The 26,193-nt window shown below is 33.8% G+C and carries 31 protein-coding genes; 27 read left to right on the top strand and 4 right to left on the bottom strand.

Annotation, left to right across the window (positions count from 1 at the left end):
• Window positions 1-6: 6 nt before the first annotated feature.
• The 15 genes from EYB29_RS04860 (at window position 7) to EYB29_RS04790 (ending at window position 13,699) form a co-directional block, all read left to right on the top strand.
• Window positions 7-486: an acyltransferase gene (locus EYB29_RS04860; protein ID WP_166626740.1), complete on the top strand. Its 480-nt coding sequence runs from the start codon at window positions 7-9 to the stop codon at window positions 484-486.
• A gap of 20 nt (window positions 487-506) precedes the next feature.
• A complete protein-coding gene (locus tag EYB29_RS04855; protein ID WP_166626739.1) occupies window positions 507-1,517 on the top strand; it encodes an NAD-dependent epimerase in 1,011 nt (336 codons plus the stop codon).
• 19 nt (window positions 1,518-1,536) lie between these two features.
• Window positions 1,537-2,811 (top strand): nucleotide sugar dehydrogenase, encoded by a 1,275-nt coding sequence (locus EYB29_RS04850; RefSeq protein ID WP_166626738.1) that lies wholly within the window; start codon window positions 1,537-1,539, stop codon window positions 2,809-2,811.
• Entirely contained in the window at window positions 2,812-3,966 is a 1,155-nt protein-coding gene (locus EYB29_RS04845; protein ID WP_166626737.1) for a glycosyltransferase family 4 protein, read from the top strand.
• Window positions 3,963-4,565 (top strand): sugar transferase, encoded by a 603-nt coding sequence (locus EYB29_RS04840; RefSeq protein ID WP_166626736.1) that lies wholly within the window; start codon window positions 3,963-3,965, stop codon window positions 4,563-4,565. The genes EYB29_RS04845 and EYB29_RS04840 overlap by 4 nt, the downstream gene beginning before the upstream one ends.
• Complete coding sequence (locus EYB29_RS04835; protein WP_166626735.1) at window positions 4,558-5,208, top strand: acetyltransferase; 651 nt, start codon at window positions 4,558-4,560, stop codon at window positions 5,206-5,208. The genes EYB29_RS04840 and EYB29_RS04835 overlap by 8 nt, the downstream gene beginning before the upstream one ends.
• Window positions 5,209-5,214: 6 nt before the next feature.
• Window positions 5,215-6,438, top strand: coding sequence for a phenylacetate--CoA ligase family protein (locus EYB29_RS04830; RefSeq protein WP_166626734.1), 1,224 nt, complete (start codon window positions 5,215-5,217; stop codon window positions 6,436-6,438).
• Window positions 6,435-7,577: a DegT/DnrJ/EryC1/StrS family aminotransferase gene (locus tag EYB29_RS04825; RefSeq protein WP_305793597.1), complete on the top strand. Its 1,143-nt coding sequence runs from the start codon at window positions 6,435-6,437 to the stop codon at window positions 7,575-7,577. Before EYB29_RS04830 ends, EYB29_RS04825 begins: the two co-directional genes overlap by 4 nt.
• Window positions 7,578-7,668: 91 nt before the next feature.
• Window positions 7,669-8,253, top strand: a complete 585-nt coding sequence (locus EYB29_RS04820) for a YdcF family protein (protein WP_166626733.1) — start codon at window positions 7,669-7,671, stop codon at window positions 8,251-8,253.
• A gap of 114 nt (window positions 8,254-8,367) precedes the next feature.
• Entirely contained in the window at window positions 8,368-9,096 is a 729-nt protein-coding gene (locus tag EYB29_RS04815) for a GntR family transcriptional regulator (protein WP_166626732.1), read from the top strand.
• The gene (locus tag EYB29_RS04810; RefSeq protein ID WP_166626731.1) at window positions 9,077-10,096 is read left to right on the top strand and encodes a DctP family TRAP transporter solute-binding subunit; all 1,020 of its coding nucleotides are present in this window, start codon (window positions 9,077-9,079) and stop codon (window positions 10,094-10,096) included. The genes EYB29_RS04815 and EYB29_RS04810 overlap by 20 nt, the downstream gene beginning before the upstream one ends.
• 50 nt (window positions 10,097-10,146) lie before the next feature.
• Window positions 10,147-10,623 carry a TRAP transporter small permease gene (locus tag EYB29_RS04805; RefSeq protein WP_166626730.1) on the top strand — a complete coding sequence of 159 codons (477 nt, stop codon included), beginning with the start codon at window positions 10,147-10,149 and terminating at the stop codon, window positions 10,621-10,623.
• On the top strand, window positions 10,620-11,900 hold the full coding sequence (locus tag EYB29_RS04800; protein ID WP_166626729.1) for a TRAP transporter large permease: 1,281 nt from the start codon (window positions 10,620-10,622) through the stop codon (window positions 11,898-11,900). Before EYB29_RS04805 ends, EYB29_RS04800 begins: the two co-directional genes overlap by 4 nt.
• Before the next feature lie 10 nt (window positions 11,901-11,910).
• Window positions 11,911-12,918 carry a proline racemase family protein gene (locus EYB29_RS04795; protein WP_166626728.1) on the top strand — a complete coding sequence of 336 codons (1,008 nt, stop codon included), beginning with the start codon at window positions 11,911-11,913 and terminating at the stop codon, window positions 12,916-12,918.
• A 175-nt stretch (window positions 12,919-13,093) separates the two neighbouring features.
• Window positions 13,094-13,699, top strand: coding sequence for a YdcF family protein (locus EYB29_RS04790; protein ID WP_166626727.1), 606 nt, complete (start codon window positions 13,094-13,096; stop codon window positions 13,697-13,699).
• Window positions 13,700-13,743: 44 nt separating this feature from the next.
• Here EYB29_RS04790 and EYB29_RS04785 read toward each other — a convergent pair whose 3' ends face one another.
• Complete coding sequence (locus tag EYB29_RS04785) at window positions 13,744-14,985, bottom strand: YeeE/YedE family protein (protein ID WP_205710599.1); 1,242 nt, start codon at window positions 14,983-14,985, stop codon at window positions 13,744-13,746.
• A gap of 191 nt (window positions 14,986-15,176) precedes the next feature.
• On the opposite strand from EYB29_RS04785, the gene EYB29_RS04780 reads away from it, so the two are divergent.
• The 3 genes from EYB29_RS04780 to EYB29_RS04770 are packed head-to-tail and all read left to right on the top strand — an operon-like array spanning window position 15,177 to window position 16,380.
• Entirely contained in the window at window positions 15,177-15,713 is a 537-nt protein-coding gene (locus EYB29_RS04780; RefSeq protein ID WP_026866251.1) for a TetR/AcrR family transcriptional regulator, read from the top strand.
• A complete protein-coding gene (locus EYB29_RS04775) occupies window positions 15,714-16,022 on the top strand; it encodes a DMT family transporter (protein ID WP_026866252.1) in 309 nt (102 codons plus the stop codon).
• Window positions 16,023-16,032: 10 nt separating this feature from the next.
• Window positions 16,033-16,380 (top strand): DMT family transporter, encoded by a 348-nt coding sequence (locus tag EYB29_RS04770; RefSeq protein ID WP_026866253.1) that lies wholly within the window; start codon window positions 16,033-16,035, stop codon window positions 16,378-16,380.
• 78 nt (window positions 16,381-16,458) lie between these two features.
• Here the strand turns inward: EYB29_RS04770 and EYB29_RS04765 are convergent, their stop codons facing one another.
• On the bottom strand, window positions 16,459-16,554 hold the full coding sequence (locus tag EYB29_RS04765) for a type I toxin-antitoxin system Fst family toxin (protein ID WP_152023464.1): 96 nt from the start codon (window positions 16,552-16,554) through the stop codon (window positions 16,459-16,461).
• A 146-nt stretch (window positions 16,555-16,700) separates the two neighbouring features.
• On the opposite strand from EYB29_RS04765, the gene EYB29_RS04760 reads away from it, so the two are divergent.
• From EYB29_RS04760 to EYB29_RS04745, 4 genes are all read left to right on the top strand, one after another.
• Window positions 16,701-17,069, top strand: coding sequence for a VOC family protein (locus tag EYB29_RS04760; RefSeq protein WP_166626725.1), 369 nt, complete (start codon window positions 16,701-16,703; stop codon window positions 17,067-17,069).
• A gap of 238 nt (window positions 17,070-17,307) precedes the next feature.
• A complete protein-coding gene (locus tag EYB29_RS04755) occupies window positions 17,308-18,579 on the top strand; it encodes a Y-family DNA polymerase (RefSeq protein WP_166626724.1) in 1,272 nt (423 codons plus the stop codon).
• A gap of 23 nt (window positions 18,580-18,602) precedes the next feature.
• Complete coding sequence (locus EYB29_RS04750) at window positions 18,603-18,857, top strand: hypothetical protein (protein ID WP_166626723.1); 255 nt, start codon at window positions 18,603-18,605, stop codon at window positions 18,855-18,857.
• 490 nt (window positions 18,858-19,347) lie between these two features.
• Window positions 19,348-20,127 (top strand): acetoin reductase, encoded by a 780-nt coding sequence (locus EYB29_RS04745; RefSeq protein WP_166626722.1) that lies wholly within the window; start codon window positions 19,348-19,350, stop codon window positions 20,125-20,127.
• A gap of 76 nt (window positions 20,128-20,203) precedes the next feature.
• On the opposite strand, the gene EYB29_RS04740 is transcribed toward EYB29_RS04745, so the two are convergent.
• Together EYB29_RS04740 and EYB29_RS04735 are read right to left on the bottom strand one after the other, a co-directional pair.
• Window positions 20,204-20,545 carry a hypothetical protein gene (locus EYB29_RS04740; protein ID WP_240921833.1) on the bottom strand — a complete coding sequence of 114 codons (342 nt, stop codon included), beginning with the start codon at window positions 20,543-20,545 and terminating at the stop codon, window positions 20,204-20,206.
• Entirely contained in the window at window positions 20,545-21,174 is a 630-nt protein-coding gene (locus EYB29_RS04735; protein WP_166626720.1) for a helix-turn-helix transcriptional regulator, read from the bottom strand. The genes EYB29_RS04740 and EYB29_RS04735 overlap by 1 nt, the downstream gene beginning before the upstream one ends.
• A gap of 138 nt (window positions 21,175-21,312) precedes the next feature.
• On the opposite strand from EYB29_RS04735, the gene EYB29_RS04730 reads away from it, so the two are divergent.
• The 5 genes from EYB29_RS04730 (at window position 21,313) to EYB29_RS04710 (ending at window position 26,086) form a co-directional block, all read left to right on the top strand.
• Window positions 21,313-21,456 carry a hypothetical protein gene (locus EYB29_RS04730; RefSeq protein WP_166626719.1) on the top strand — a complete coding sequence of 48 codons (144 nt, stop codon included), beginning with the start codon at window positions 21,313-21,315 and terminating at the stop codon, window positions 21,454-21,456.
• A gap of 196 nt (window positions 21,457-21,652) precedes the next feature.
• The gene (locus tag EYB29_RS04725; protein WP_166626718.1) at window positions 21,653-22,900 is read left to right on the top strand and encodes an aminoacyltransferase; all 1,248 of its coding nucleotides are present in this window, start codon (window positions 21,653-21,655) and stop codon (window positions 22,898-22,900) included.
• A gap of 244 nt (window positions 22,901-23,144) precedes the next feature.
• Complete coding sequence (locus tag EYB29_RS04720) at window positions 23,145-24,407, top strand: aminoacyltransferase (RefSeq protein ID WP_166626717.1); 1,263 nt, start codon at window positions 23,145-23,147, stop codon at window positions 24,405-24,407.
• A 23-nt stretch (window positions 24,408-24,430) separates the two neighbouring features.
• Window positions 24,431-25,678 carry a peptidoglycan bridge formation glycyltransferase FemA/FemB family protein gene (locus EYB29_RS04715; RefSeq protein ID WP_166626716.1) on the top strand — a complete coding sequence of 416 codons (1,248 nt, stop codon included), beginning with the start codon at window positions 24,431-24,433 and terminating at the stop codon, window positions 25,676-25,678.
• 102 nt (window positions 25,679-25,780) lie between these two features.
• Entirely contained in the window at window positions 25,781-26,086 is a 306-nt protein-coding gene (locus EYB29_RS04710; protein WP_166626715.1) for a hypothetical protein, read from the top strand.
• Window positions 26,087-26,193 lie beyond the last annotated feature (107 nt).

The following is a 26,193-nucleotide window of genomic DNA, read 5'->3' as shown; positions in this document are numbered from 1 at the left end:
TTTAGAATGTTTATTTTTGAATCGTCAAATAATTTTAATAACTTATTTGCTTTTGCTATAAGGTATTTAATTCTAAGTTCTTTTACTCAGAAGATAGGTGAAAGAGTCTATGTAGGGAAAAATACAACTTTTAAGAACATCGAAAATCTGGAACTAGGAAATTCGGTATCTATACATGATGGTTGTTATATTGATGCATATGGCGGAATAACTATTGGGGACTCAGTTTCAATTGCCAATCATACTTCTTTGATTTCTTTTGAACATACTTGGGAAAATATTGACATGCCAATTAAATATAACCCAGTTGCCAAAAAAAGTATATTTATCTCGAGTGATGTCTGGATTGGATCAGGATGTAGAATTTTAGGGGGATCATTTATTGAATCCCGAGTAGTTATTGCTGCAGGTGCTGTGTCAAAAGGATACATTGATAAAAATAGTATTTATGGTGGTATTCCTGCGAAATGTATAAAAAAAATATAGTTAATAAAGGAGTGTAAGTTTTGAAAATTCTTATAACAGGCAGTGCAGGATTTATTGGATCTAATCTCTCAAAAAAACTCTTAATATTAGGTCACGAAATCATTGGTATAGATAATTTGAATGATTATTATTCAGTTAAGTTAAAAGAAGATAGATTGAATCAGTTTCTTAATGGGCAGGTAAAAAATCATCTTATTAACCTAGATGAAACTGAAAAGGTATTGGAAGTTTTTAAGGAGGAAGAACCTGAAATAGTAATTAATTTAGCTGCTCAAGCAGGAGTTAGATATAGTTTAGAAAACCCACATACTTATATTACAAGTAATGTAAATGGTTTTATGAATATATTAGAGGGTTGTAGGCATCACGATGTTAAACACTTAATCTATGCTTCATCTAGTTCTGTATATGGTGCTAATACTTCTAAACCATTTTCTACTTCTGACAATATTGATCATCCGTTAAGTCTTTATGCGGCTACTAAAAAGGCAAATGAATTAATGGCTCATACCTATAGTCATTTATATAACTTACCAACAACTGGATTGAGATTTTTCACTGTTTATGGGCCATGGGGAAGACCTGATATGGCATTATTCAAATTTACGAATGCCATAATCGATGATGAGCCGATTGATGTTTATAATCATGGAAATATGATGAGAGATTTTACCTATGTTGATGACATTGTAGAGGCAATTTCTCGACTTGTAGATAAGCCGGCTAAACCAAATCCTGATTGGTCAGGAGATAATCCAGATCCTAGCTCAAGTTATGCCCCATACAAAGTGTATAATATTGGGAACAATTCTCCGGTCAGATTAATGGAATTTGTAGAAGCGATTGAAAATAGAGTAGGTAAAACTGCAATTAAAAATTATATGGATTTACAGCCTGGTGATGTTCCTGAGACGTACGCGAATGTTGACGATCTTTTCAGAGACATTGACTTTAAACCGTCAACCGACATCCAAGATGGAGTAAATCAGTTTGTAGATTGGTACATAGATTATTACAACATTAAATTATAAATGAATGGTGGAGAAAATATTGAATCGTAAAATTGCTGTTGTTGGATTGGGATATGTTGGATTACCTGTAGCTGTATCTTTTGGTAAACATCATCAAGTTATTGGATTTGATATAAGTGAGCAAAGAATAGAAGAATTAAAAACTGGTTATGATCGTACAAATGAAGTGACAGTTGAAAATCTTAATCAGGCAGACATTGTGTTCACTGATGATAAGAATGAATTGAAGAAAGTAGACTTTATTATTGTTGCAGTACCGACGCCAATTAATAAACATAATCAACCAGATTTAACGCCATTACTTAAAGCAAGTGAAACTGTTGGATCTGTTATGGAGAAAGGTACAATTGTTGTTTACGAGTCTACAGTCTATCCAGGCGCTACTGAAGAGGACTGTGTTCCAGTACTGGAGGAACATTCAGGATTAAAATCTGGAGAAGATTTCTTTGTTGGATATTCGCCAGAAAGAATTAATCCAGGAGACAAGGTACACACATTTGAAAGTATAACGAAAGTCGTTAGTGGTCAAACTCCTGAAGTGTTGACCATTGTTGCGGAAGTATATTCCTCAGTTGTAAAAGCCGGTGTACATAAAGCGGCTACTATAAAAGTAGCAGAAGCTGCAAAGGTTATTGAAAATACTCAACGTGATGTAAATATTGCTTTAATGAATGAGCTAGCTCTAATTTTTGACAAAATGAATATTAGAACTAAAGATGTTTTAGAAGCTGCTGGTACGAAATGGAACTTCTTAAAATTCAATCCTGGTTTAGTTGGAGGACACTGTATTGGAGTAGACCCATATTATTTAACTTATAAAGCACAAGAACTTGGTCACCATCCTGAAGTCGTTTTAGCAGGTAGAAGAATCAATGATGGGATGTCAAAACATATCGCTTCTTCTATTATTAAGCAAATGTTGAAGAAAGGATTTTCTGTAGTTGGTACTAAAATAAATATTTTAGGTCTGACATTTAAAGAAAATACACCTGATTTGAGAAATACTAAAATTATTAATGTAATAAAAGAGTTGCAAGATTTCGGACTGATTGTGAATGTACATGATGCAGAAGCCGATCCTAAAGAAGCTAAGAAATTTTATAATATTGAATTAAGTGATTTTAAAGATTTAAACAATGAAGATGTAATAGTATTTGCTGTACCACATAGAGAATACATTGAAAATAAAAATGAGTATTTAAATCTTGCTTCAGATAATGCATTGATTATTGATGTAAAAGATATAATTGATGATGAAGATCTGAAAAATGAACAAACAATCTGGAGGCTATAGATGAAACCGAAAATAGTACAGATTTGTGCACTTGATTCTACAATATATAAAATGCTCAATAAGTTAAATCAGAAATCTCTAGATGAAGGATTTGAGGTACATTGTATTTGTTCTGATGGTGATTATGTAGAAAGACTAAAAAAACTTGGATATAAAGTTCATCCTATTCAAATTGATCGGAAAATTAGTTTGGCAAGCAACTTTAAATCTGTTTTAAAAATCAGTAAAAAGTTGAGAGATATAAAACCTGATATTGTTCATGTTCACACTCCTATAGCAGCGTTGCTTGGAAGAATCGCCTCGAAAATATCTAGGGTTAATACCACAATATATACTGCTCATGGTTTTTATTTTCACGAGGGGATGTCTAGAATAAAGTACTCTTTATTCTACAACATAGAAAAATACGCTGGTAGATTTTTAACAGATTATATATTCACTCAAAGTGAAGAAGACTTCAAACTCTCTAAGGACGGTCATTTTCTATCTAAAAATAATAGAAATAATTATTTGCATATTAGTAATGGAATTGATTTAGAAGTGCGGTTTAACTTCCAAAATTATAATGCTAGTAATAAAGAAAGCATTTTTGAAAATTATAATTTATCAGAAAACACGTTAATACTTTCCTTTATAGGTAGAATGGTAAAAGAAAAAGGAATAATTGATCTTATTGAAGCTATGGAAAGTCTTAATGATTATAATGATATTCATTTATTTGCAATAGGTGGTTTACCAAAAAGTGAGAGAGATAATAGTCTCAGTAATTTAATTGAAGAAGGGTATCATAAGAATATCAGTTTCACTGGAAGTATTGAAAATGTTGAAGATTATTTATACTCTAGTGATATTTTTATACTACCTTCTTATAGAGAAGGTATGCCCCGTTCAATAATAGAGGCTATGGCAATGAAAAATGCAATAATTGCTACAGATATTAGAGGATCAAGAGAAGAAGTTGTGAATAATTATAATGGATTTTTAATAGCATTGGAAAGTCCAGAACAAATTAAAGAAAAAATTCTAGAACTTTATTCAGATAGAAAAAAACTATCTGATTTTAAAATAAACAGTTTTGAAAGAGCAAAAAATCTTTATGATGAAAATAAAGTTGTAGAAAAACAATGTGAAATTTTTAAAGAGGTGATTAGTTGATAAAAAGAATATTTGACTTTTCAGTTTCATCTGTTGGAATTGTCATAATAAGTCCTGTAATTGCAATTACTTCGATTGTTATTGCTAAAAAAATTGGTAGTCCAATAATATTTAAACAAACTCGTGTTGGTAAAGACAATCAATTATTTGATTTATATAAATTTAGAACTATGACAAATGAGAAAGATATATATGGCAATTTGTTACCTAATGAAATGAGACATACGATGATTGGGAAAAGACTAAGAAAATACAGTATAGATGAACTTCCCCAATTATTAAATGTAATTAAGGGTGATATAAGCTTAGTCGGTCCTAGACCGCTTTTAGTTGATTATTTACCACTATATAACGAAAGACAAATTCGTCGACATGAGGTGAAACCGGGGATTACTGGTTGGGCACAGGTGAATGGTAGAAATGCAATTTCATGGGAAGAAAAGTTTGAATTAGATATATGGTATGTAGATAATAAATCTTTTGCCCTTGATTTATATATTCTTTATTTAACAATAATTAAGGTCTTTAAATCAGAAAATGTTAATAAAAGTAATCAAATAACTATGCAACGTTTTGAAGGAAGCAATATAAATGGTTAATCTTTATATTGTAGGATCAGGTGGCTTAGGTAGAGGTTTGGCAGATGCATTGATTTTTGATAATCACAAACAAATTGAAGATGAATTTAATAATATATATTTTGTAGATGATAACACTAGAGGCATGTTTATAAATGATCTTGAGGTTAAAATGAATATAGATGAGCTTTGCGACTTTAATGAAAAGTGTTTAGTTATAAATGCATTAGGTGAACCAAAGGTGCGTAAAAATATTCAGAAAAGACTTTTATCAAATAGGAATTTGATTTTCCCAAACTATATCGATAGTGATGTTAAATTATATAAAAATACCCAGATAGGGAAAGGGAACATAATTACTCGAGGAGTAGTCCTATCTACAAACATTGAAATAGGTGATTTTAATTTAATTCATTTTAATTGTACCATTGGTCATGATGTTAAAATAGAAAATTATAATTGCATATATCCACTAGTGTCATTGTCTGGTTATACATCTGTTGGTAGTGGAAATATGATTGGTACAGGAAGTTCCTCACTACTCGGATCTTGTCTTAATAACTTTGTAAAAGTGGGAGCTAATTCTTTAATTCGAGGAAACTATGAATCAAATATAACTATTGTTGGCTCTCCAGCAATAAAAATATCAAATGAAATAGAGTGATAGCATATGAAAATCAGTGAGGCAATAAGGTTTGTTCCATTCTATCTCTATAATTATTTAACACGAAATAAAATATACAAAAAAATGAATCACATTGATGAGAATATATCCGATATATATGACTATGCAATAAAGAATGTACCCTTTTATATGCGTAATAAAACTTTTCCAATTATAAATAAACAAATAATTCAAGATAATCTAAATGATTTTATTTCAAATGACTATGATAAGGATGAGTTGATTAAAACAACGACATCTGGCTCATATGGTACGCCATCAACTTTTTATAGAAATAAAGATAAAAAAATAAATCAGATTACGGATGTTCTTATTTTTGGACGTCATAATAATTATTATTTTGGGGTAAAACATGGATTCATTAGAGGGATAAAAAAATCCAAAAAGTCGTTATTTATACAAAACGAAATCCATCTAGATCCCCAAAATTTAAATCAAAAAGCCATGGAAGAATATTATATAAAATTGAAAAAGGTTAATCATATAATAGGTTTTCCAAGTGTTATTCTGAACTTTATTGACTTTTGTGAGAAATTTAAATTAAAAAGATTAACAAATATATCAGGTGTTACTTGTACGGCAGAACCATTAACGGTTGAAGATAGAGATAAAATCTCTAAATTCTTTAATTGCCCTGTGTTAACAAGATATGCTAGTGAAGAAGTAGGGATAATCGCTAACCGTTTACCTGGTGAGACTTTTTACAGAGTTAATAATGTATCAGTAAAAATAGATATATATAAATTTGATTCTGATGAAAAACAAGAAGATGGACTTGAGGGGAGAATTATAGTAACTGATTATTACTCACATGCTATGCCACTAATAAATTATGATACTGGCGACACTGGTGTAATGGAAACTATTATTAGAGATGGTGTTGAAATTAAGTGTCTAAAAGAGATAACAGGTAGACTGGTTGAACATTTATATGATGAAAAAGATGATCTTATTTCACCATTTGCAATCAACGTATTACTAAAAGATTATCAAAAAATAGGGCAATTTCAGTTTATTCAGCTGGATAAAGCAAAGTATCGTTTAATTGTCACAGGTGAAATTGATAATACTTATAAAGATGAAATCATTACAGATTTGAAAAAGATTCTTGGAAATAATATTGATTTATTGATAGAGCAAGTTTATGAAATACCCAGTCTAAAATCTGGGAAACGCCCTTATATTAGAAACGAATACAAAAAGGAATGATGAAATTGTCTTCTAGAATATTACTTTCTTCACCTCACATGGGAGGGGCAGAGCAAAAGTATGTACAAGAAGCGTTTGATACAAACTGGATTGCTCCATTAGGTAATAACGTTAATCAATTTGAAAATCAAGTTAAAGAATTTACTGGTTCAAAATCAGCATGTGCCTTATCAAGTGGAACAGCAGGAATTCACATAGCATTGGACATACTTGGAGTAGGTCAAGGTGATATTGTATTTTGTTCATCTCTTACATTTATCGCTAGTGCCAATCCAATAGTATATCTAGGTGCCAAACCGGTATTTATCGATTCAGATTTAGAAAGCTGGAATATGTCACCGGTTGCTTTAGAGAGAGCATTTAGAGCTTATGAAGCAAAAGGCAATCTTCCCAAAGCAGTAGTTGTCGTTAACTTGTATGGACAATCAGCAAGAATGGATAAAATATTGGAAATCTGTAATCGATACAATGTTCCCGTTATTGAAGATGCTGCAGAATCTTTAGGTGCTAAATACAAAGGTAAAATGAGTGGAACTTTTGGTAAGTTTGGAGTCTATTCGTTCAATGGAAACAAAATCATTACAACTTCCGGTGGTGGAATGATTATTTCAGATGATGAAGAAAAGATTCAAAAGGCCTTAAAGAAAGCGACCCAATCCAGAGATCAAGCAATTCATTATCAACACAGTGAAGTAGGGTATAATTACAGATTAAGTAATATCAGTGCAGGAATTGGTCGTGGACAAATGGAAGTATTGGATCAAAGAATTGATGAAAAACGTGAGATTTTCAACCGTTATTCAGATGCCCTTAAAGACATCAATGGTATAGAAATGATGCCTGAAATGGAGGATACATACCATAACCGATGGTTATCAACTATGACAGTAGACCCCGAAATGTTAGGAGTAACTGCATTAGAAATTGTTGAATACTTAGGTGAGAATAATATCGAAGCTCGTCCAGTGTGGAAACCGATGCACATGCAACCAGTATTTGAGGACTGTGAATACTTCAGTGAAGAAACTGATAACTCTAAATATCTATATGAGAATGGAATTTGCTTACCTTCTGATACGAAAATGACTGAAGAACAACAAAAATTTGTTATTGAAAAAATTAAAGAAGTATTGAACTAAGCCGTAAAGTAAACTACGGCTTTTTAATATACTTTTTATATAAATATGATAGTATTATTACTGATTAATTAGAGCGTCATAGGAGATGCTAATGAAAATAAGAATTACAGTAATTTTAATTTGTATATGTCTGTTGCTATTATTTATAACAATTTTAGATAGTTTTAATCACAGTAAAACAGACACCCCAAAACAGGCAGATGTAATTATCATGCTCGGTGGTGGAGATGGTCGTTTAGAGAAGTCTGCAGAACTATATCACAAAGGGTATGCAGATTATGTAATGATGTCACCAGAAATAGAATCAATTAGATCGCAGAGCACAGAATATGCGATTGAGCTTGGAATTCCACAGTCAGCAATAATTGAAGAGAAGAATGCTAGAAGTACATATACTAATGCCACAGAAACATTAAAACTAATGGAAGAATATGAATTTAAGAGTGCTCTAATCGTCTCTAGTGATTATCATTTAAAAAGAACAAAGTTGATCTATGATAGGCTAGATGATGGTAAATTCGACTTATCATACATTTCTGCACTCAGTGATGATGGTAAGACCTGGCATGAACGACCAAACGCTAAAAGAATATGGTTTACCGAATTATATAAACTTTGGGGTTATCGACTAGGCTTATATAACTTTATAGATGAACCGGACAAATATGATCCATAAAAATTAAGTCACATACATTTTTTGTATGTGCTTTTTTGATGGAATTTTTAAAATATTTTAAAAATAATACTTGAACTGGGATACAGTATACATTATGATTAGTGTAATCATACAATGAAAGGAGAAAAGTTAATGATTCAGGAAATCAATAACTCGCCTATACGAGAACAGGTTTTTAAAAGAATTAGGTTTATGATTTTGAATTATGAACTCATGCCTGGTAGTAAAATTATTGAAAGTGAAATCGCAAAAACATTAGGAGTCAGTAGAACACCAGTTAGAGAAGCGATGCATAGGTTAGAAGAAGAAGGACTAATTAAAATTTTTCCTAGGAGATATTGTTTAGTAATAGGTATAACTACAGAATCTATTCATGAAATTAATTTAATCAGAGCAAATTTGGAACCGCTTACTTCTGTTATAGCTACCGAAAAACTCAGTTCTGATGATTTAGATATACTCCAGAATATTTTAACAGAATCTAAAGAGTCATTTGATAAAGGCGATATTGAGACAATGGTTAAACTTAATGACGAATTTCATAATGTAATTATTCAATCTTCTAATCTACCAAGGATAACTAAACTTCTTGAGAATCTTCAGGATTACTATATGATGTTTCGTTATTCTTACATGAAAAAATCTGAATTAGCAAAGAGGACTCTAGATGAACACCAAGAGATAATTGAGGCTTTAAAATCACGAGACAAAGAACGTGTAGAAAAAGTCTATAAAAAACATGTAAATGGCATTCTAGAATATGAATATGTAGCAGTTAATGACGATATGACTAACATAGACGTTTTTAACAAGGGGGCTAATCATGAAAGGGATAGTATTTAATAGACTCTATTTTATACCCTTACTAATATTTCTAGTATTACTTTCAGCCTGTAACAAAGAAGAAACGGAAAGTGAGGAAGTTATTACTTTAAGTTTTGCTAATGAATTACCCGCTTCTCATCCATGGGGAATAAGCGCTGAAAAGTTTAAAGAGACTGTTGAAGAAGAATCAAATGGAAGTATTGAGATAGTGATTCATAATGGTGGATCTTTAGGGTCATCTGGTTATGAAATACTAGAAGGTACTGGTTTAGGCACGATTGATATTGGAATTGCTTCGACACCCGTTTCACAAATGTTGCCGGAATTTGAATTATTATCACTACCATATTTATTTAAAAACCGAGAAGATGCTTGGGAAGTGGTGGATAGTGAAGTAGGTACGGAAATTATGAAAGGTTTTGAAGAACAGAACTTAAAACACTTAGCCTTTTGGGAAGATGGTTACAGACAGGTTACTAATAATTCGAGACAAATCTATACTCCTGAAGATTTCGAAGGATTAAGAATCAGAGTACCTGAAAGTACTTTAAGAATGGATACTTTCGAGGCACTTGGCTCAAGTCCACTACCAATGTCATTCTCAGAAGTATTTACAGCATTACAACAAGGGACGATTGATGGTCAGGAAAACCCTCTGTCTGTAATTGAAAACTCTTCACTTTATGATGTACAAAAATATTTAACAATAACTAATCACGTATATTCTCCTGCTTCATTATTTATAAACAATGAAGTTTGGAATGAGTTAACTAATGAACAACAAGATATTTTAATTGATGCAGCCAACGAAGGAAGAGATCTTAACAGAGAATTAAATAAGGAAGAAGGTGAATCTTTAGCAATGGAGCTAGAAGAAAAAGGGATGGAAGTATATACATTATCTGAAGAAGAAATGGAGGTGTTTCAAGAAACTACTTTACCAGTGTATGAAAAATTAGTGGATGAGTTAGGTGGTAATAGTGATGAAATACTCAAATCAATACTAGAAAGGGAATAGGAGGAATTATGTTAAAACTAAGAAGTTGGATATACAACGTAATCATTTATATGAATGCTGCAGTACTGCTTCTGATGTTTATTCTGTTAATTGTTCAAGTGTTTTTTAGAAGATGGTTAAATGATCCGTTAACATGGTCTGAAGAAATTGCCTTACTAACAATGGTTTGGATTACATTTGTTGGTGCCTATCAATGTACAGCAGAAGATAGTCACTTAAAAATGTCATTTCTTAAGAACGCATTACCTAAAAGGCTCTCATTATTTTTAAACATAATTACTAAAATAATAATTATAATCTTTCTGATACTCGCAATGGTATACGGAATACCATTACTGGAAATGTCTATTTCTAGATATTTACCTATAACTAAGTTATCAATGCTTGTTCCATATTTAATAATTTGGGGATCTATAGTTTTAATGCTTATTGAAGTTGCATTACAAGTAATAACCGAGCTTAAAGATGCAATTGTGAAAAGTAATACAGATAACGAGAGTACCTCACAAGGAGGTAAAAACGAATGACAATACTTATTATGTTACTCATTGTTCTTGTACTGTTAGCGGCTGGAATTCCAATTGCATTTGCGCTAGGAATCACAGCAGTTCTTTTTCTAGTATTACTAACAGATTTGCCTCTAAGCTTAATGCTTCAACAGCTGTATTTAGGTATAAATAGTTTTCCATTATTGGCTATTCCACTATTTATACTTGCAGGATCATTGATGAATATGGGTGGAATGTCACTCAGACTTATCAATTTTGCATTGTCAATAATAGGTACTATAAGAGGAAGTTTAGCATATGTAAATGTACTAACCTCAGTATTTTTTGGTGCCATTACTGGTACTTCTGCTGCAGCAAGTGCAGCAGTCGGACAGATTATGATTCCAGCTATGATTGAGAAAAAATATGATAGAGGATTCGCTGCTGCTACAACATCAGCTGGATCTACACTAGGCATATTAATTCCACCAAGTGTGCCATTGATTTTATATGGTTCAATTGCTGGTATTTCAGTAGCTGACTTATTTATTACTGGTATTTTTATAGGATTAGCAGTTGCGATTGGCTATGTTGTTGCTGCATATTTCATGACCAAAGGTCAGAATTATGAAATGGAGACTCAGAAATTCAGTTTTAAATTGGTATTTGAAAAATTTGTTGCAGCTATTCCTGCCTTATTGATACCAATAATTATAATGGGTGGTATTCTATCAGGAATTGTGACTCCAACAGAGTCTGCAGCAATCGCAGTTTTAGTGGGTATTATTGTGGGATTTGTATACAAAGAACTGACGATTAAAAAATTAATTGAGTCCCTGATAGACAGTGTTAGAAATACTGCCTTAGTTATGTTTATAGTGGCTACTGCAACAATTCTTGGATTTTCATTCTCTGCCTTAGGTATTGGGGAACAGATGATAGCACCATTCATGAATTTTGCTGATAACCCAATTATCATAATGTTCATGGCCAGTTTCATATTATTAATTGGTGGTTTTATTTTTGACGGAACAGTTATGGTTGTTGTACTTGTGCCCTTGTTCTTACCAATTGTAGCTGCAACTACAATTGATCCAATACAATTTGCAATGATTGTAATTATAGTATGGGGAATAGGTCAGCAAACACCACCGGTTGCTAGTGGACTTTATATAACTACTGCCATAGCGAAAGTTAGTATGTTAACAGCGAGTAAATATAATATTTGGTATATTTTAGTGTTGATTATTGCGCTTATTGCCATGATTTTTATACCAAATATCATGCTGTATTTACCAAGACTAATTATAGAATAGGGGATATAATATGAAATTTAATAATACAATTAATGTTATTGATACGCACACTTTTGGAGAACCGACTAGAATTATTAATGGTGGATTATTTAAAGTCGAGGGGACAACTGTCGCTGAGCAAAGAGATTATATTGCAACAAATTTTGATTGGTTACGAGGTGCAGTAATACAAGAACCAAGAGGGCATCGAGATATGTTTGGTGCAATTTTGTTACCACCATTAAGCGATGATGTGGATTTCGGAGTAGTATTTATGGATAACTGTAATTTCTTAAATATGTGTGGACATGCCACTATAGGTATTTCGATGGCAATAGTAGAAACAGGCATGGTTGAGGTTACAGAACCAGTCACTAATTTAGTATTAGAAACGCCTGCAGGTAAGGTATATCCCAGAGTTAAAGTGCAAGATAATAAAGTAGAGTCAGTTACATTTGAAAATGTGCCTGCATTTTTAGAAAAACAAGATTTTAAAGTAACTATACCAGACTATGGAGAAGTGAAAACGGATATTAGTTTTGGGGGTAATTATTTTGCATGGGTAGATGCTGATAAGATTAATTTAAAAATTGACAAAATGAACACAAAAGAAATTAAGCGAGTCGCTGCATTGATTAAAGAAGAAGTAAATAAAAACTATACAGTTCAACATCCACTGAATCCCTATATTAACTATATAGATATAGTGACCTTCTTCTCAAAACCTACAATTGAAGGTGCAACCTATAAGAATGTTCATATATTTAGTGATAATCAGGCAGATCGGTCGCCTGGTGGCACAGGTACAACTGCAATGGTTGCCAGAATGATAGGTAGAGGGGAATTAGATTTAAATGAAGAAGTTGTATGTGAAGGCTTTGTTGGTGGAACATTTACAGGAGTTGGGACTAAACGTGTTGAATTAGGAAATAAAGATGGAATTATTACAGAAATTACCGGAAAAGCTTTTATCTCTGGATTCCAGAATATATTCATAGATCCAGATGATCCATTTAAATATGGTTTTATAGTCGAATAAATACTTATCTATTAATATATATCTAAGATAAGCTGCTAGTTATTTAGCGGCTTATTTTTATTTGACTTCATTTTATAAAGACTAATTCTATAGCTCAATTATAGAATTATTATTATTTAAAATACTTGTGTGCTATTATTATTGTTGATTAATTAGAGCGTCATAGGAGATGCTAATGAAAATAAGAATTACAGTAATTTTAATTTGTATATGTCTAATCCTATTATTTGTAACAATATTAGATAGTTTTAATCACAGTAAGACCGACACACCAAAACAAGCTGATGTGATTATCATGCTTGGCGGTGGAGACAAGGGGCGCATGCAAAAGGCTGCTGAACTATATCATGATAACTATGCTGATTATGTAATAATTTCACCAGTAAGAAAGCACATTTACCCACAAAGTATAGAATTCGCAACAGAACTCGGTATTCCTGAATCAGCAATTATTGAAGAACACAATGCAACAAGTACCTATACAAACGCAACCGAAACCTTAAAAATAATGGATGAATACGAATTCGACAGTGCCCTCGTCGTTACAAGTGACTACCATCTTAAAAGATCTAAAATGATCTATGATAGAGTAAATGATGGAGAATTTGACCTATTATACATTTCTGCGCCGAGCACAGACGGTAAAGCCTGGCACGAACGAAGCTATGCTAAAACATTGTGGTATAGTGAATTCTACAAACTCTGGGGCTACCGACTCGGACTCTACAACGTTATAGATCAAAGCGATCACGACGAACAAAATCCTAACATCCAAAAATGATGTTAGGATTTTTCATTGGGTTTTGGGTTTTTATCGATTAAATATTAACACACCGAATCATTAGACTTAGGAACCGACAATCCAAATAAAGGTCTAAGATATAAAGCTAAGAAGGTACCACCAATAGCAACAATACCCCAAATATAACCATGAAGACTGAAGGAAGCAATACCACCAAAGTATGCACCAATATTACAACCAAAAGCTAAACGTGCACCATAGCCCATCATCAGGCCACCAATAACAGAAGCCATAAAATTACCTTTATTAATCTTAGTGAACTTAAACAACCCACCAGCCGCAGACGCAATAAAGGCGCCTAAAATCACCCCAAAATTAAGGACAGTCGTCGTATCAGCAAATATCGAAGCATTTAAAGCCGTAGCCGCTTCACCTTGCCAATATCCCCAACTCACAACATCAAAACCAAGAAATCCTGCAATTTTAGAACCCCATAAAGCAAAAGCAGACGTAATCCCCCAGGGCTCACCACGCACCATTAAAGTCAAAGCATTTAAAACAGCTAACACCACAGCCGCTACCATCATTGGCCAAGACCCTCTAAACACTCTCTTCCAACCATGAGTAGACGGAACCGTCGCTGCCTTAGGCGCATCTTTCTTTCTCTCAACTACCTTACTTATAAAAGCAATCAACCCCAAAATAAGTAAAGAAACAATTAAGGCACCACCATAACCAAGATCAGTAGATGTTGCTAAAGAGAATGTTCCCATTGATGGTAAATCCTCAGTCCAGAACGGTAAATGCGCCGCGCCAATCGTAGTACCAATGATGAAGAACATTAAAGTAATAAACATAACCGAACGACCCGCACCAATATTAAATAAAGTACCAGACGCACAACCATTACCAAGCTGCATACCAATACCAAATATAAAAGCACCCACGATTAGACTCACACCGACAGGAGAAACATAACCCGTTACCTCAGCACCAAAAAATGAAATCCCAAACGCTAAAATCGGCGCGAAAAGTAAGGTCGCAGTACCCAACATAACCATATGTGCACGGAGCGCCTCACCATTACCTACAGACATCAATCGTCTAAAAGCAGAAGTAAAACCAAAACGAGAGTGAAACAAAGTATAACCCAATAATAAACCTATAATCAGTAGTATCGGTTGAACCATATCTTGAGTCATTGCTAAATATATAAATAAAACCAAACTCACTAAAACACCAGCAGTAATCAACCACTTTTGGGGTGGATTTAAAGCCTTCACTTGAGTTTTAGTATTATTGTTAAAATTACTTACCGTATTTATATTAGAAACCAAGAACAACACCCCTATTCCTACTTATTTACTATGATTTCGTCAGTATAAGAGGGAAGTGGATGTTTGTCAAAGAAAATAATGATACTTATTCAAATTTCATTCTTGACTTTACGGAAAAATTCATGCTATATTTACTTTACTGAACGTTTGGTATAGTAAATATTAAAAGAGGTATACACATGAAGAAAAAAGATCAATTACTCATCAATGCAGCAAGAATCGTAAACGAAGAAGGTATTCAAAAACTCACCATGAGCTATCTAGCAGAGGCATCAGAAATCACTAAGGGTGGCATACTTTATCATTTTGAAAACAAGGAAGAATTACTCTACAAAATGAACGAAAAAGTCATCAATGAATTTGAAGACAGTATTCGTGGTTATAAAGCAAACTTAACAGGTCCATACCAATACACTAGAGCATACGCCTTAGCAACTATGGATTACTTAACAGAAATAGAGAATATTCTATTACCTGCAGTATTCATTTCTTCCCACGAAGACAAAAGAAGTAAGGCATATTGGGAAGATACAATTAAACGTTGGGATGAAGCTTTTGAAAATGATCAAGGGGATCAAAATAAGATACTCGAACTCAGAATGATTTGTGACGGAATTTGGTTTACTTTAACCTATAACATCAGCAGTGAATACAAAGAGAAGATGGAGACAGTTGTTAGCAACTATATTCAGTCACTAGAAAAGGAAGTGAATTAAATGCCATACATTTATTTATTAGGCGCAATTTTATCAGAAGTTTTCGGTACAACCATGATGAAATTGACAGCAACAAGTGATAACAAACTCTATATTGTCGGCATTGCAGGCGGTTATATACTCGCGTTTTTCTTACTCTCACTCTCATTAATCAGCTTACCATTAAGCTTTGCCTACGCCGTTTGGAGTGGGGCAGGTACTGCATTCACGGCCATGGTCGGATATCTAGTATTCAAAGAACAAATCACAAAAAATGCACTCATCGGTATCATTTTAATTATTGCCGGTGTTGTGCTGATGAGAGTATAAGGAGAGAACTATGAAATACTTTTTAATATTAACTACATCGATCCTATTTGAAGTATTCGCAACATCCATGCTAAATCTATCTCAAGGCTTTACAGTTTTAGCTCCGACGATTGGTATGTTTATTGGTTACGCCGCATCATTTACCTTATTAGTGATATCCTTAAAAGGTATACCACTTAGCATTGCCTACAGTGTTTGGGCAGGACTAGGCACGGTCGTTACAGCTATAGTTGGTATATTCTTATTTAATGAAGTCCTCACTTTAATCAATATTAGCGGTCTAGCTATTATTATAGTCGGGGTTGTCATTATGAATATGTCTAAGAAAGAAGAGAGTGGAGCAGACGGTGTAGTTTAAGTTCAAATAGATTTAGACTTTCACACACTAACCCCGAGTTGCTGGGAAGAACAACTCGGGGCTTTTTGTGCTTATCGCCTAATCTTTCCTTTGTAATTCAAGCCAGTGCTTGAACAGTTGGACGATACATCCAACGATGACCGGTCCAACAAAATATACAAAAATAGCGTCCATGAACTCCACCCCCTCCCGGAACATATTTCGCCCGGGAAGAATAGGCGATATAATAATTATAACAAAAATAGAACGTAAGTTCGATTTTTTGGCAGGATTTTTTTATTATAAATTAATGTTATTATTGTTCTAAAAGGAGGAGTCGAATGACCTATTCTTTTCAAGGTATCGATCATGTACAAGTTGCAGCACCAAGAAATCAAGAAGATGAAGCGAGAGCATTCTATGGTGACAAGTTAGGATTTCAGGAAATCAAAAAGCCTGATCTCTTAGCCAAAAGAGGCGGCGTTTTGTTTCAGGTCGGTCAACACCAATTACATGTCGGTGTAGAAAACGATTTTCAGCCTGCTAAAAAAGCACATCCTGCCTTTGAAGTTAAAAATATAAAAGACCTAAGAAGTAAACTGATGGAACAAGGTGTAAAGATTAGAGAAGATGATAACTTAGAAGGCGCAGAAAGATTCTATCTTCATGACCCATTTGGTAATAGATTAGAATTTTTAGAGTGGTTATAATTTTATATTAGAACGATTGTATGAAATAAATACTTCAAACTGGTAATATAATTCTGCATATGTTAAATTATAGGTAACAAAAATAGTGTACATGACTTCACACGAACCACCAAACGCTGGGAAGAGCGTCTGGTGGTTTTTTTGTTTTAAATTTTATTTAATATTATAAGTGCTATAGCTGATTAAACATTAAGATCCATGCTAAAATAGAACATATGTTCTGTATAGGAGGGTCTAAATGTATCAATTATATAACTATAATCTATGCCCACAGCGAGATATTTTCTGTGTAGATTTAAAAAGCTTCTTCGCCAGTGTATCTTGTATATTAAAAGGCTTAGATCCTATGAAGGTAAAACTCGCTGTCGTCGGAGATACGAAAAGTATTGGCTCTGTTGTACTCGCAGCGACTCCAGAATTAAAAAAGATTGGCATTAAAACAGGATCTAGATTATTTGAAATTCCTTCAAGAAGCGATATTTATATTATCAATCCATCTATGAAAATATATCTAGATTATACTAAACGCATTACAGAAATCGCTCTGAAATACGTTGCGCCAGAAGACTTTCATCAGTATTCAGTTGATGAGTTCTTTATGGATGTCACTCATAGCTACAAACTCTTTGCAGATAGCCCAAAGGAACTTGCTAAACTTATAAAAGATGAAATCTATGAAGAAACAAAAATTGGTTCTGCCATTGGTATCGGCGATAACATGTTACTTAGTAAAGTTGCCTTAGATATTGAAGCCAAGCACATGCCAGACGGTATCACAGAATGGCGTTATCAAGATGTTCCAGACAAACTATGGGATATTAAACCACTGAGTAAATTTTGGGGCATTAACCACAGAAGTGAAAAGAAACTCAACCAACGTGGCATATTTTCTATAGGAGATTTAGCAAAATACCCCCATACTCATTTAAAAAGAGACTTCGGTATTGTTGGTGTCGACTGGCACTTACACGCTAACGGCATTGATTTTAGTCAGATCAGTAACAAACATGTCGTCCATTCACCATCCATTGCGAAGAGCCAAATACTCATGAGAGATTATCAATTCGAAGAAACCTATGTAGTTTTATTTGAACATATCGATGAAGTCGTCCATAGAATGCGCTTGATGAAACAACTCGCAAGAACCGTAGCTTTTACACTCGGTACCAAGGGCGGTCATATATATAGAAAGCAATTTACCATCAAAGAAGGATCCAACAACGAAATGGATATTATGAAATTGGTTTGGAAGCATATCAACAGAATCGCCGATCCCTATGAACTTTACAGAACCATATCAGTCTCACTATCGAACTTTATACCAGACAGTGCCAAGCAGATTTCACTCTTTCAAGATCCAGACAAATTATTAAGAGAAGAAGCCCTAATGAAGACTATAGACGCTCTAAAAGAGAAATATGGACAACTGTCTATTATGCGAGCCATTAGCTGTACAGAAGCCTCTACCTTGAAATTGAGAGAAGGTTTGATTGCGGGGCATAAAAGGTAGAATCATAGTAAGGAAGTGATGATATGCGGATAAGTATATTGATATTATCTGTAATCAATTTAATATATTTAATTACCACGTTTGCCGCCAATCAGCCTAATAATATTTACCTATCACCACTAGGCTTACCATTCTACATCGCAATCGTTTTAGCACTTTTAAGTGTCGTGATTTTACTCATCAGCAAAACAGGTGAGGGAAGCGCTAAAAAATTAAGCCTCTCTACGATAGGCATTAATATTATTGGAATATTCCTAGTAAGAATATTATTTTTATAAAACGAGGCTAGATGATTATATGTAATAAGACCTGACCTTCAGTGCTGAAAGTCAGGTCTTTATATTTTCAGCATCATACTTATTTAATCGCTGTTTAGTTTTATATACATCTGAGAAAGAGACTAAAATTAACATCCAAAAGACTAGATGGCTGATTCTAAAAAACTTTCGTCGGAGACGGGAAATACGATACTTAATATAATCACTAATACTACAACATAAATCGTAGTATTTCTTTTGTATAAATAGGTTTCTTTTAAATCTTTATATTTTGTCTGACGAGAACTTATATAAATCGACAATCCTATCAAGCCCAGGAAAATTACGAGAATGTACATACCATCTATATTTATGGGGATTAGATTAGAGTTGAGGTCGACAATTATGAAACCAGATTGTTTCTGTTATTTTGAGTTAAATATTAGAAAATTCCAAAAAATATCTGTAAGATAAATTATAGGAATATATTACAGATTAGGAGGAATTTTTAATGGTTAATGAAAGAGTTGCGGTCATTACAGGATCAGCTCAAGGACTGGGTAAAGGTATAGCAGAAAAGTTGAGCAAAGAAGGTTTTAAAGTTGTTATTAGTGATGTGAATGAAGAAGCATTAAGTTCAACTTTAAGTGAGTTTAAAGAAAAAGGTTATAATGTTTTTGCAAAAGCAGCAGATGTAACTAAAATAGAAGATCATGATGCGTTAATTGAAGCGGCAGTAGAAGAATATGGAAAAATTGATGCTTATATAAATAATGCAGGTGTAGAAGGTGTAGTTGAAAAAATAGAAGATATCACTGAAAAAGATATCGATTTTGTATTAGATGTCAATGTCAAAGGTGTATTTTATGGAATTCAAGCAGCTGCTAAACAACTGAAGAAACAAGGAAAAGGTGGAACTATAATTAATGCTGCGAGTATTGCGGGCCATGAAGGATTTGATTTCCTAGCTGCTTATAGTGCATCGAAATTTGCAGTGCGTGGACTCACGCAAGTTGCGTCTAAAGAATTTGCGAAAGATAATATCACTGTCAATGCTTATTGCCCTGGTATTGCTGCAACTGGAATGTGGGAACGACTAGATGAGAAATTTATGGATGTTATTGGTACTAAGAAAGGGGAGGCACTTGAGCAATATTCTTCCTCAATTTCTTTAGGTAGAACACAAGAACCTACGGATGTTGCTAACTTAGTCGCTTTCTTAGCATCTGAAGATGCTGGATATATAACTGGTCAAGCTATTATTACAGACGGTGGTATGTTGTACAGATAAGTTTAGAATTTTCAAAGAAAATAATGAAGGTAAATCGGACAAGGTCAATATTAAGAATTGACCTTGTCCGAAGTTTTTAACTGCTAAACGCAAACATAAAGATCAAGCCATTCACTATACCAAAGACCAGTGATAGCATGGTTCCAACTAAGACATACTCACTTTCTTTTCTAACAGATTCGCTGGATTTACCCCCAGAGAAGCGGAGAATGGATTTTGCCGCAACTAAGAGTCCTAAGGCTGTGTATTGATTCAACATTACAAATGCGATCGTTAATAATCTTTCACAGTAGCCGATCGTCATTCCAATACGGTCGGTTTCTGTATTTTTCTCACCAGATAAAATCTCTAAGATGATTTTTATAAAGAAGCCGCTGAGTAGATAGAAAATAACACCAACAATAATTAATAAAGTCATCATTTGCCCCCTGACCCGGTAATATCACGTAGCTGATCTAAAAGCACTTCTGAGCTAAGTGAATAGGTAGATTTTACATAATCAATAATCTCAACTAATTGCTTCACCCGTGACAGTTGGACATGTTTAGAAATCGTCGCCACAGACTTATTTGTCTTTGCAGCAATATCCTTTTGACTCATACCTGTTAAATAATACTGCAACACTTCTTGCTGACTTTCAGTTAAATCCCTAAAGATATCCGTCGCATACATTAAGGCAATTTCTATACCTTTTGTCATATGCGGACTTGCAAAATCCTGCATGTTAGATTTCTTTATAGATTGAAGCGACTCTCGAACCGTTTTAATAGACGGATGATTCCAATGCTCAGGATTACCCTCCGGAAAAGGAATATCCACACTATGGAAGCTACACTTTATAGGAAAACCCGAAGCGGGCCATAGAACTTTGACGTAAAGCGACAAAAGGGCAGTGTAATGCTCAGTATCAGAGAGTATGAATAACTCATCACCCATGCGATAATTAACGTATATTTTATTTTGATTTGTATTTAATTCTTGTAATTTTTCCTCGATAAAAGCAAGATGATCATAAATTTCCGCTGGGGCCTTAGTGCTATTAGACACATCCATAATCAACATAGATAAGATAGGAACCATCTCCTTAAACTAGTAAAGATAGTATATATCAATTAGCCTAAAAAAGCGAATTTTATATAATTCGTTTAAATGGACGAAATATAGCAAATAAAATGGAGGATATAAATGGATAATATAAATAGTATTGATTTGATTCCGACTATTATTACATCATCAGTGGCGATTATGGCAGCTATAATGACAGCAAAATTAACCACACATTTTGACCATAAGAATTTTATGAAAAGAGAAGAAGAACAAAGAAATTAAATTGACCTTAGTCTAAATTTTAGCTGTTATCTTTCATACTGATAGCAGCTATTTTTATCGACTAAAATTATGCCTAAACTTAACGATTTTAGGGAATTCGTTTAATAAGGTAAATTTGATTTTGCTTTGAGATGAAACTACTTGTGAAATCTGTTACTATATTAGAGATTAAGAATTGATGAACGGGAGTGCCATTATGCAATTTACAGAATTAAGTTTAGCTGAGTTTAATGACTTTACGAGAGAGAACTTCAGTCATTTCACTCAAACTGAAGAGAACTACCAATTAAAAGTAGACAGTGGCATCGAGACTTATTTAGTCGGTGTGAAAGATCAAGGCACAGTAAAGGCAGCGTGTTTAGTCACTTTAACACCAGTAATGAAGGTATTTAAATACGCATATACAAACAGAGGACCAGTTTTAGATTATAGTGATGAAGCGGTATTCAATACATTTTTTGAAGGACTCACAAACTTCTTAAAACCGAAAAAAGTATTATATCTTAGAGTTGACCCTTATGAAGTGATTAACAAACGTAATCACGAGGGTGAGATTATCGAAAGTATGGAAAACGACTATATCGTCGATAACTTTAAAGCACTCGGCTATAATCACGACGGCTTTAGAAACGGCTTCGACCCGATTGTGCAAGTGCGTTGGCATTCTGTCTTAGATTTAACTGATAAAGACGAAAAACAAGTTTTTGATGACATGGATAACCTAAGACGAAGAAACATTAAGAAGGCTGAGAAGCACGGACTACACATTAAATATTTAGACTTAGACAACATCGATATCTTCCGTAAATTTATGAAAGATACATCAGAAATGAAATCCTTCTTTGATAGAGATGACAGCTTTTACATTGACCGTAAGAAGTACTTTAAAGACCAAGTCTTGATTCCAATGGTTTACGTAGATCTTGAAGACTATACTGAGTCCATTGCTAATGACAAAACTAAGATGCAAAAGAATATAGATAAGGCGCAAAAAGCCTTAGACAGAGATCCAGACAACGAGAAAAATCAAAACAAAATTAAGAATCTATCAGAACAAATTGAAAACATAGATGCGAAGTTACAAGAAGGGGAAGAACTCCTACAGACACATGGAAAAGAATTGCCACTATCCAGTGCCTACTTCATTGTTACACCACACGAAGTAACTTACCTTTCCGGTGGAACAGACAATGACTTTAGACACTTTGCGGGATCATATCTCATTCAGTGGACCATGATTAAATACGCATTAGAACAAGGTATAGACCAATACAACTTCTATGGAATCAGTGGAGATTTCACTGAAAATGCCGAAGACTATGGTGTTATACAATTTAAGAAAGGCTTTAATGCGGTCGTTAATGAGTACATCGGGGACTTTATTAAACCAATCAACGGACCAGCTTACAAAGCATATCAAGCAATTAATAAAATAAGAGGATAGAATGGGGAGCAGCGTGAAAATTACTTTTCACGCTGTTTTTTGTGGTGATGTTTTTTTTCGGTAGAAGAGAGATTTCATTGACTTATAAGATGAGTATATTGGTAGATGTCCCACGGCATTGTCCACTAAACAGCACTATATCATGCCTAAACTTACCTCATACTGTGATATAGTTGAATTAATGCATATAAGAAGGTAAAATATTTTATTGATTAAAAGAAGACTTTTAAGAGAGAGTGAAATTATGAAATTCTTGGAACTTACTGATGAGGAATATCAATCTTTTATAGAGGAAGGGCATGAGTCAGCCTTCTTCCAGATGATAGAAAATAAAAAGAACCGTGAAATGGATGGGCAAGAGGTAAAATTAGTCGGTGTGAAGGATGATAGTGACAAAGTCATTGCTGCTTGTCTATTCACCTTACAGCCAACGGTTATGGGTAAGTATTTCTATTACTCTAACCGTGGACCGGTCTTAGATTACCACAACCTCGATCTCGTTAAATTCTTCTTTGAAGGTTTAACGGATTATTTAAGTAAAAATAAATGTTCTTACGTTAAAGTCGATCCAAACTGGATCTACAAAAAGTACGACAAGGATGTTAATGAAAAAACGGATTATGAACCAAAAGATAATGTCATCGAGCTTTTAGAGTCTCTTGGTTATGCACATGAAGGCTTCACACGTGGCTATTCTAAAACATCTCAAGCGCGTTGGATGAGTGTCCTAGATATGTCTCCATTTAATAACGAGCAGGAACTGATTAAATCATTCGATTCCCAGCGTAAACGCAATATGAAAAAGGTTCAAAAGTATGGCGTAGAGCTTAGATTCCTAGAAGTGGATGAGATTGATAAGTTTGTGAAGCTTTATGCTGACACATCCGAACGTCAAGGCTTCTTTACACACCCTGATCCAAAACGCTATTTCTCAAACTTTAAAAAAGCATACGGAGACAAGGTTTTAATTCCATATGCTTATATTGAGCTAGACAAATATGTCGAGAATCTTACAAGTGAATTAGAAGATGTTGAAGGTCGTTTAGTTACCATGCAAGCTAAAGAAAACAAAAACGATAAAACACTCAACAAAATTAAAGAGTTAGAAAAACAAGTGGCGAACTTAACGAAAGATTTAGAAGAGGCCAAAGTCATACATGACAAGGAAGGCAACGTCTTAGATCTTGCTGCAGGTATCTACTTTGAAACTCCTTATGAACTCGTTTATAATTCAGGTGCGAGTACGTCTGAATACCCACAGTTTGTTGGACCATACAAGATGCACTTAGAAATGATGAAGTATTGTATAGACAATAATATCGACAGATATAACTTCTATGGTGTCAGTGGGGACTTCTCAGAAGACGGGGAGGACTATGGTGTGTATAGATTTAAGCGTGGATTTAACGCTGAAATTGAAGAACTTGTAGGTGACTTTGTAAAAGTCATTGCACCATTCCAACACAACGTTTATAAAGTGAAAGCAAAACTCGGACTCAATAAGTAAAATAGAGAAGGGTTGGTCCAGAAATGGAAGTAAAACCAATATCAGAACAAGAATTTAAAACATTTCTTGAGGATTATGATGGTCATATGCACTATTTTCATGACGAAATGTTCTATGATTACATTTCGAAGGTTAATGAGACCCATCTCTTAGGGCTCTTTGACAATGAAACAGTCATTGGTGTATCCATGCTGAGTGCGACATCTGTCCTAAAGAAATTTAGACTGTTTACATCCCACACTGGGCCTTTATTACAAGATTTTTCTAATGATAAGTTAGAATTTTTCTTAAAAGAAATTGACCAGTATGCAAAGAAAAATGGTGCACTGCAAATGATTCACTCGCCTTATGCGGTCTATCAAATGCGTGACCATGACGGAAACATAATAGAAGATGATAGCCGAAATAATCACGATATTATTAAAATCTATGAGGACTTAGGCTATAACCATCATGGTTTTACAACAGAGCTCATCACTGAAGAGCTACTGAGATATCAAGCAGTGATTGATGTGGATAAGCCGCTAGATGACATCTTAAAACAGATGGATACAACGACGCGTTACAATACTCGTCAAACTGAGCTTATGCCTTTAGAACTAAGACTTTTAGAAGAAGATCAGTATGATAAGTTTATCGATATCTATAAGGAAACAGAAGAAAGAATCGGTTTTGATCCAGTGCCAAGAGAGAAGGTTAAAAATCTCTTAAACACTTTAAAAGACCGTATGTTTTTAGTCTTAACCCATGTCAATGTGGATAAATATCTTACTCAATTAGAAGCTGAACGCCAAGAAGAACTTAAAAATATCGCTGAAATTGAAGAAAAAACAGCAAATGGTACAGCAACAAAACGTGAGAAAAAACGTATTAATGAACACAAAGAACAATTGGCAAGTAAAGATAAGCGTATAGAAAAGATGGAAAGCTTCAAGGCAGAATGCGGCATAGAACTCGATCTATCCGTTGGTATGTATTATTACAATAATCAAGAGATGGTGTATCTGTTTAGTGGCAGTTACCCAGAATTTTCCTTCTTTAAAGGAACGAATTTTGCTACTTGGGAAATGATTAAAAAAGCGAAAGATTTAGGTCTGAAACGCTTTAATTTCTTCGGTTTAACTGGTGATTTTACAGAAGACTCCAAGGATTACGGTGTGTATAGATTTAAGCGTGGCTATACACCATATATAGAAGAACTACCAGGTACCTTTGATAAGGTGTTTAATAAGCCTGTTTATTTATTAGCAAAAAAATTAGGAAAAATATAGCTTGACAACCAGAACTGAAAAGTTCTGGTTTTTTCTATATAAGTGACTAAAAGACATTTAAGTGGGTAAATGTACACTGAAAATAAATAAGGAGGCATTATTGTGGATTCATCGCAACCAATTAATATTGACCTTGGTGAACTAAAAGAACAGCCAAATCGTGCATTTGAGGCCGCAGAGAAAGAAAAACGCGTTGTACATGTCATGGATGGAGATCAATTAGCTGGTGTATTAATGAGTAAAGCACAATACGAATTTGCCTTGGATGAGATTGAGTCATTGTACGATGTAATTGATGAACTCACTGTAAGTGATAGTATTGCAAACTCAGATGAGAAAAGATTTTCAGTATATCATGATGACTTTGAAAGAATAAAAGATATGCAATTGTATGAAGAATGGGATTAAGTGTTAGATTTTGAGATATTTAATCCCTTTTTTTAAAATTCATATTAAAGTTTACATAACATATATTATCGGAAGTTATGTGTTTATCAGAATAGAACCCCTTTTCA

Origin of the sequence: Jeotgalicoccus sp. S0W5, from assembly GCF_011634875.1 — a bacterium.
Taxonomy (GTDB): domain Bacteria; phylum Bacillota; class Bacilli; order Staphylococcales; family Salinicoccaceae; genus Jeotgalicoccus; species Jeotgalicoccus marinus.
Note: the sequence above shows the minus strand (reverse complement) of the source record. Positions and strands in the feature narration are given on the sequence as shown.

Bases quoted from the DNA above. Each gene is read 5' to 3' on its own strand.
- EYB29_RS04715 (WP_166626716.1), top strand. From the start codon at position 24,431: ATGGAAGTAAAACCAATATCAGAACAAGAATTTAAAACATTTCTTGAG.
- EYB29_RS04815 (WP_166626732.1), top strand. From the start codon at position 8,368: ATGAAAGGAGAAAAGTTAATGATTCAGGAAATCAATAACTCGCCTATA.
- EYB29_RS04730 (WP_166626719.1), top strand. From the start codon at position 21,313: ATGGATAATATAAATAGTATTGATTTGATTCCGACTATTATTACATCA.
- EYB29_RS04810 (WP_166626731.1), top strand. From the start codon at position 9,077: ATGAAAGGGATAGTATTTAATAGACTCTATTTTATACCCTTACTAATA.
- EYB29_RS04830 (WP_166626734.1), top strand. From the start codon at position 5,215: ATGAAAATCAGTGAGGCAATAAGGTTTGTTCCATTCTATCTCTATAAT.
- EYB29_RS04790 (WP_166626727.1), top strand. From the start codon at position 13,094: ATGAAAATAAGAATTACAGTAATTTTAATTTGTATATGTCTAATCCTA.
- EYB29_RS04805 (WP_166626730.1), top strand. From the start codon at position 10,147: ATGAATGCTGCAGTACTGCTTCTGATGTTTATTCTGTTAATTGTTCAA.
- EYB29_RS04740 (WP_240921833.1), bottom strand. From the start codon at position 20,545: ATGACTTTATTAATTATTGTTGGTGTTATTTTCTATCTACTCAGCGGC.
- EYB29_RS04775 (WP_026866252.1), top strand. From the start codon at position 15,714: ATGCCATACATTTATTTATTAGGCGCAATTTTATCAGAAGTTTTCGGT.
- EYB29_RS04760 (WP_166626725.1), top strand. From the start codon at position 16,701: ATGACCTATTCTTTTCAAGGTATCGATCATGTACAAGTTGCAGCACCA.
- EYB29_RS04780 (WP_026866251.1), top strand. From the start codon at position 15,177: ATGAAGAAAAAAGATCAATTACTCATCAATGCAGCAAGAATCGTAAAC.
- EYB29_RS04725 (WP_166626718.1), top strand. From the start codon at position 21,653: ATGCAATTTACAGAATTAAGTTTAGCTGAGTTTAATGACTTTACGAGA.
- EYB29_RS04845 (WP_166626737.1), top strand. From the start codon at position 2,812: ATGAAACCGAAAATAGTACAGATTTGTGCACTTGATTCTACAATATAT.
- EYB29_RS04765 (WP_152023464.1), bottom strand. From the start codon at position 16,554: ATGGACGCTATTTTTGTATATTTTGTTGGACCGGTCATCGTTGGATGT.
- EYB29_RS04770 (WP_026866253.1), top strand. From the start codon at position 16,033: ATGAAATACTTTTTAATATTAACTACATCGATCCTATTTGAAGTATTC.
- EYB29_RS04750 (WP_166626723.1), top strand. From the start codon at position 18,603: ATGCGGATAAGTATATTGATATTATCTGTAATCAATTTAATATATTTA.
- EYB29_RS04820 (WP_166626733.1), top strand. From the start codon at position 7,669: ATGAAAATAAGAATTACAGTAATTTTAATTTGTATATGTCTGTTGCTA.
- EYB29_RS04795 (WP_166626728.1), top strand. From the start codon at position 11,911: ATGAAATTTAATAATACAATTAATGTTATTGATACGCACACTTTTGGA.
- EYB29_RS04860 (WP_166626740.1), top strand. From the start codon at position 7: ATGTTTATTTTTGAATCGTCAAATAATTTTAATAACTTATTTGCTTTT.
- EYB29_RS04745 (WP_166626722.1), top strand. From the start codon at position 19,348: ATGGTTAATGAAAGAGTTGCGGTCATTACAGGATCAGCTCAAGGACTG.
- EYB29_RS04755 (WP_166626724.1), top strand. From the start codon at position 17,308: ATGTATCAATTATATAACTATAATCTATGCCCACAGCGAGATATTTTC.
- EYB29_RS04800 (WP_166626729.1), top strand. From the start codon at position 10,620: ATGACAATACTTATTATGTTACTCATTGTTCTTGTACTGTTAGCGGCT.
- EYB29_RS04720 (WP_166626717.1), top strand. From the start codon at position 23,145: ATGAAATTCTTGGAACTTACTGATGAGGAATATCAATCTTTTATAGAG.
- EYB29_RS04835 (WP_166626735.1), top strand. From the start codon at position 4,558: ATGGTTAATCTTTATATTGTAGGATCAGGTGGCTTAGGTAGAGGTTTG.
- EYB29_RS04825 (WP_305793597.1), top strand. From the start codon at position 6,435: ATGATGAAATTGTCTTCTAGAATATTACTTTCTTCACCTCACATGGGA.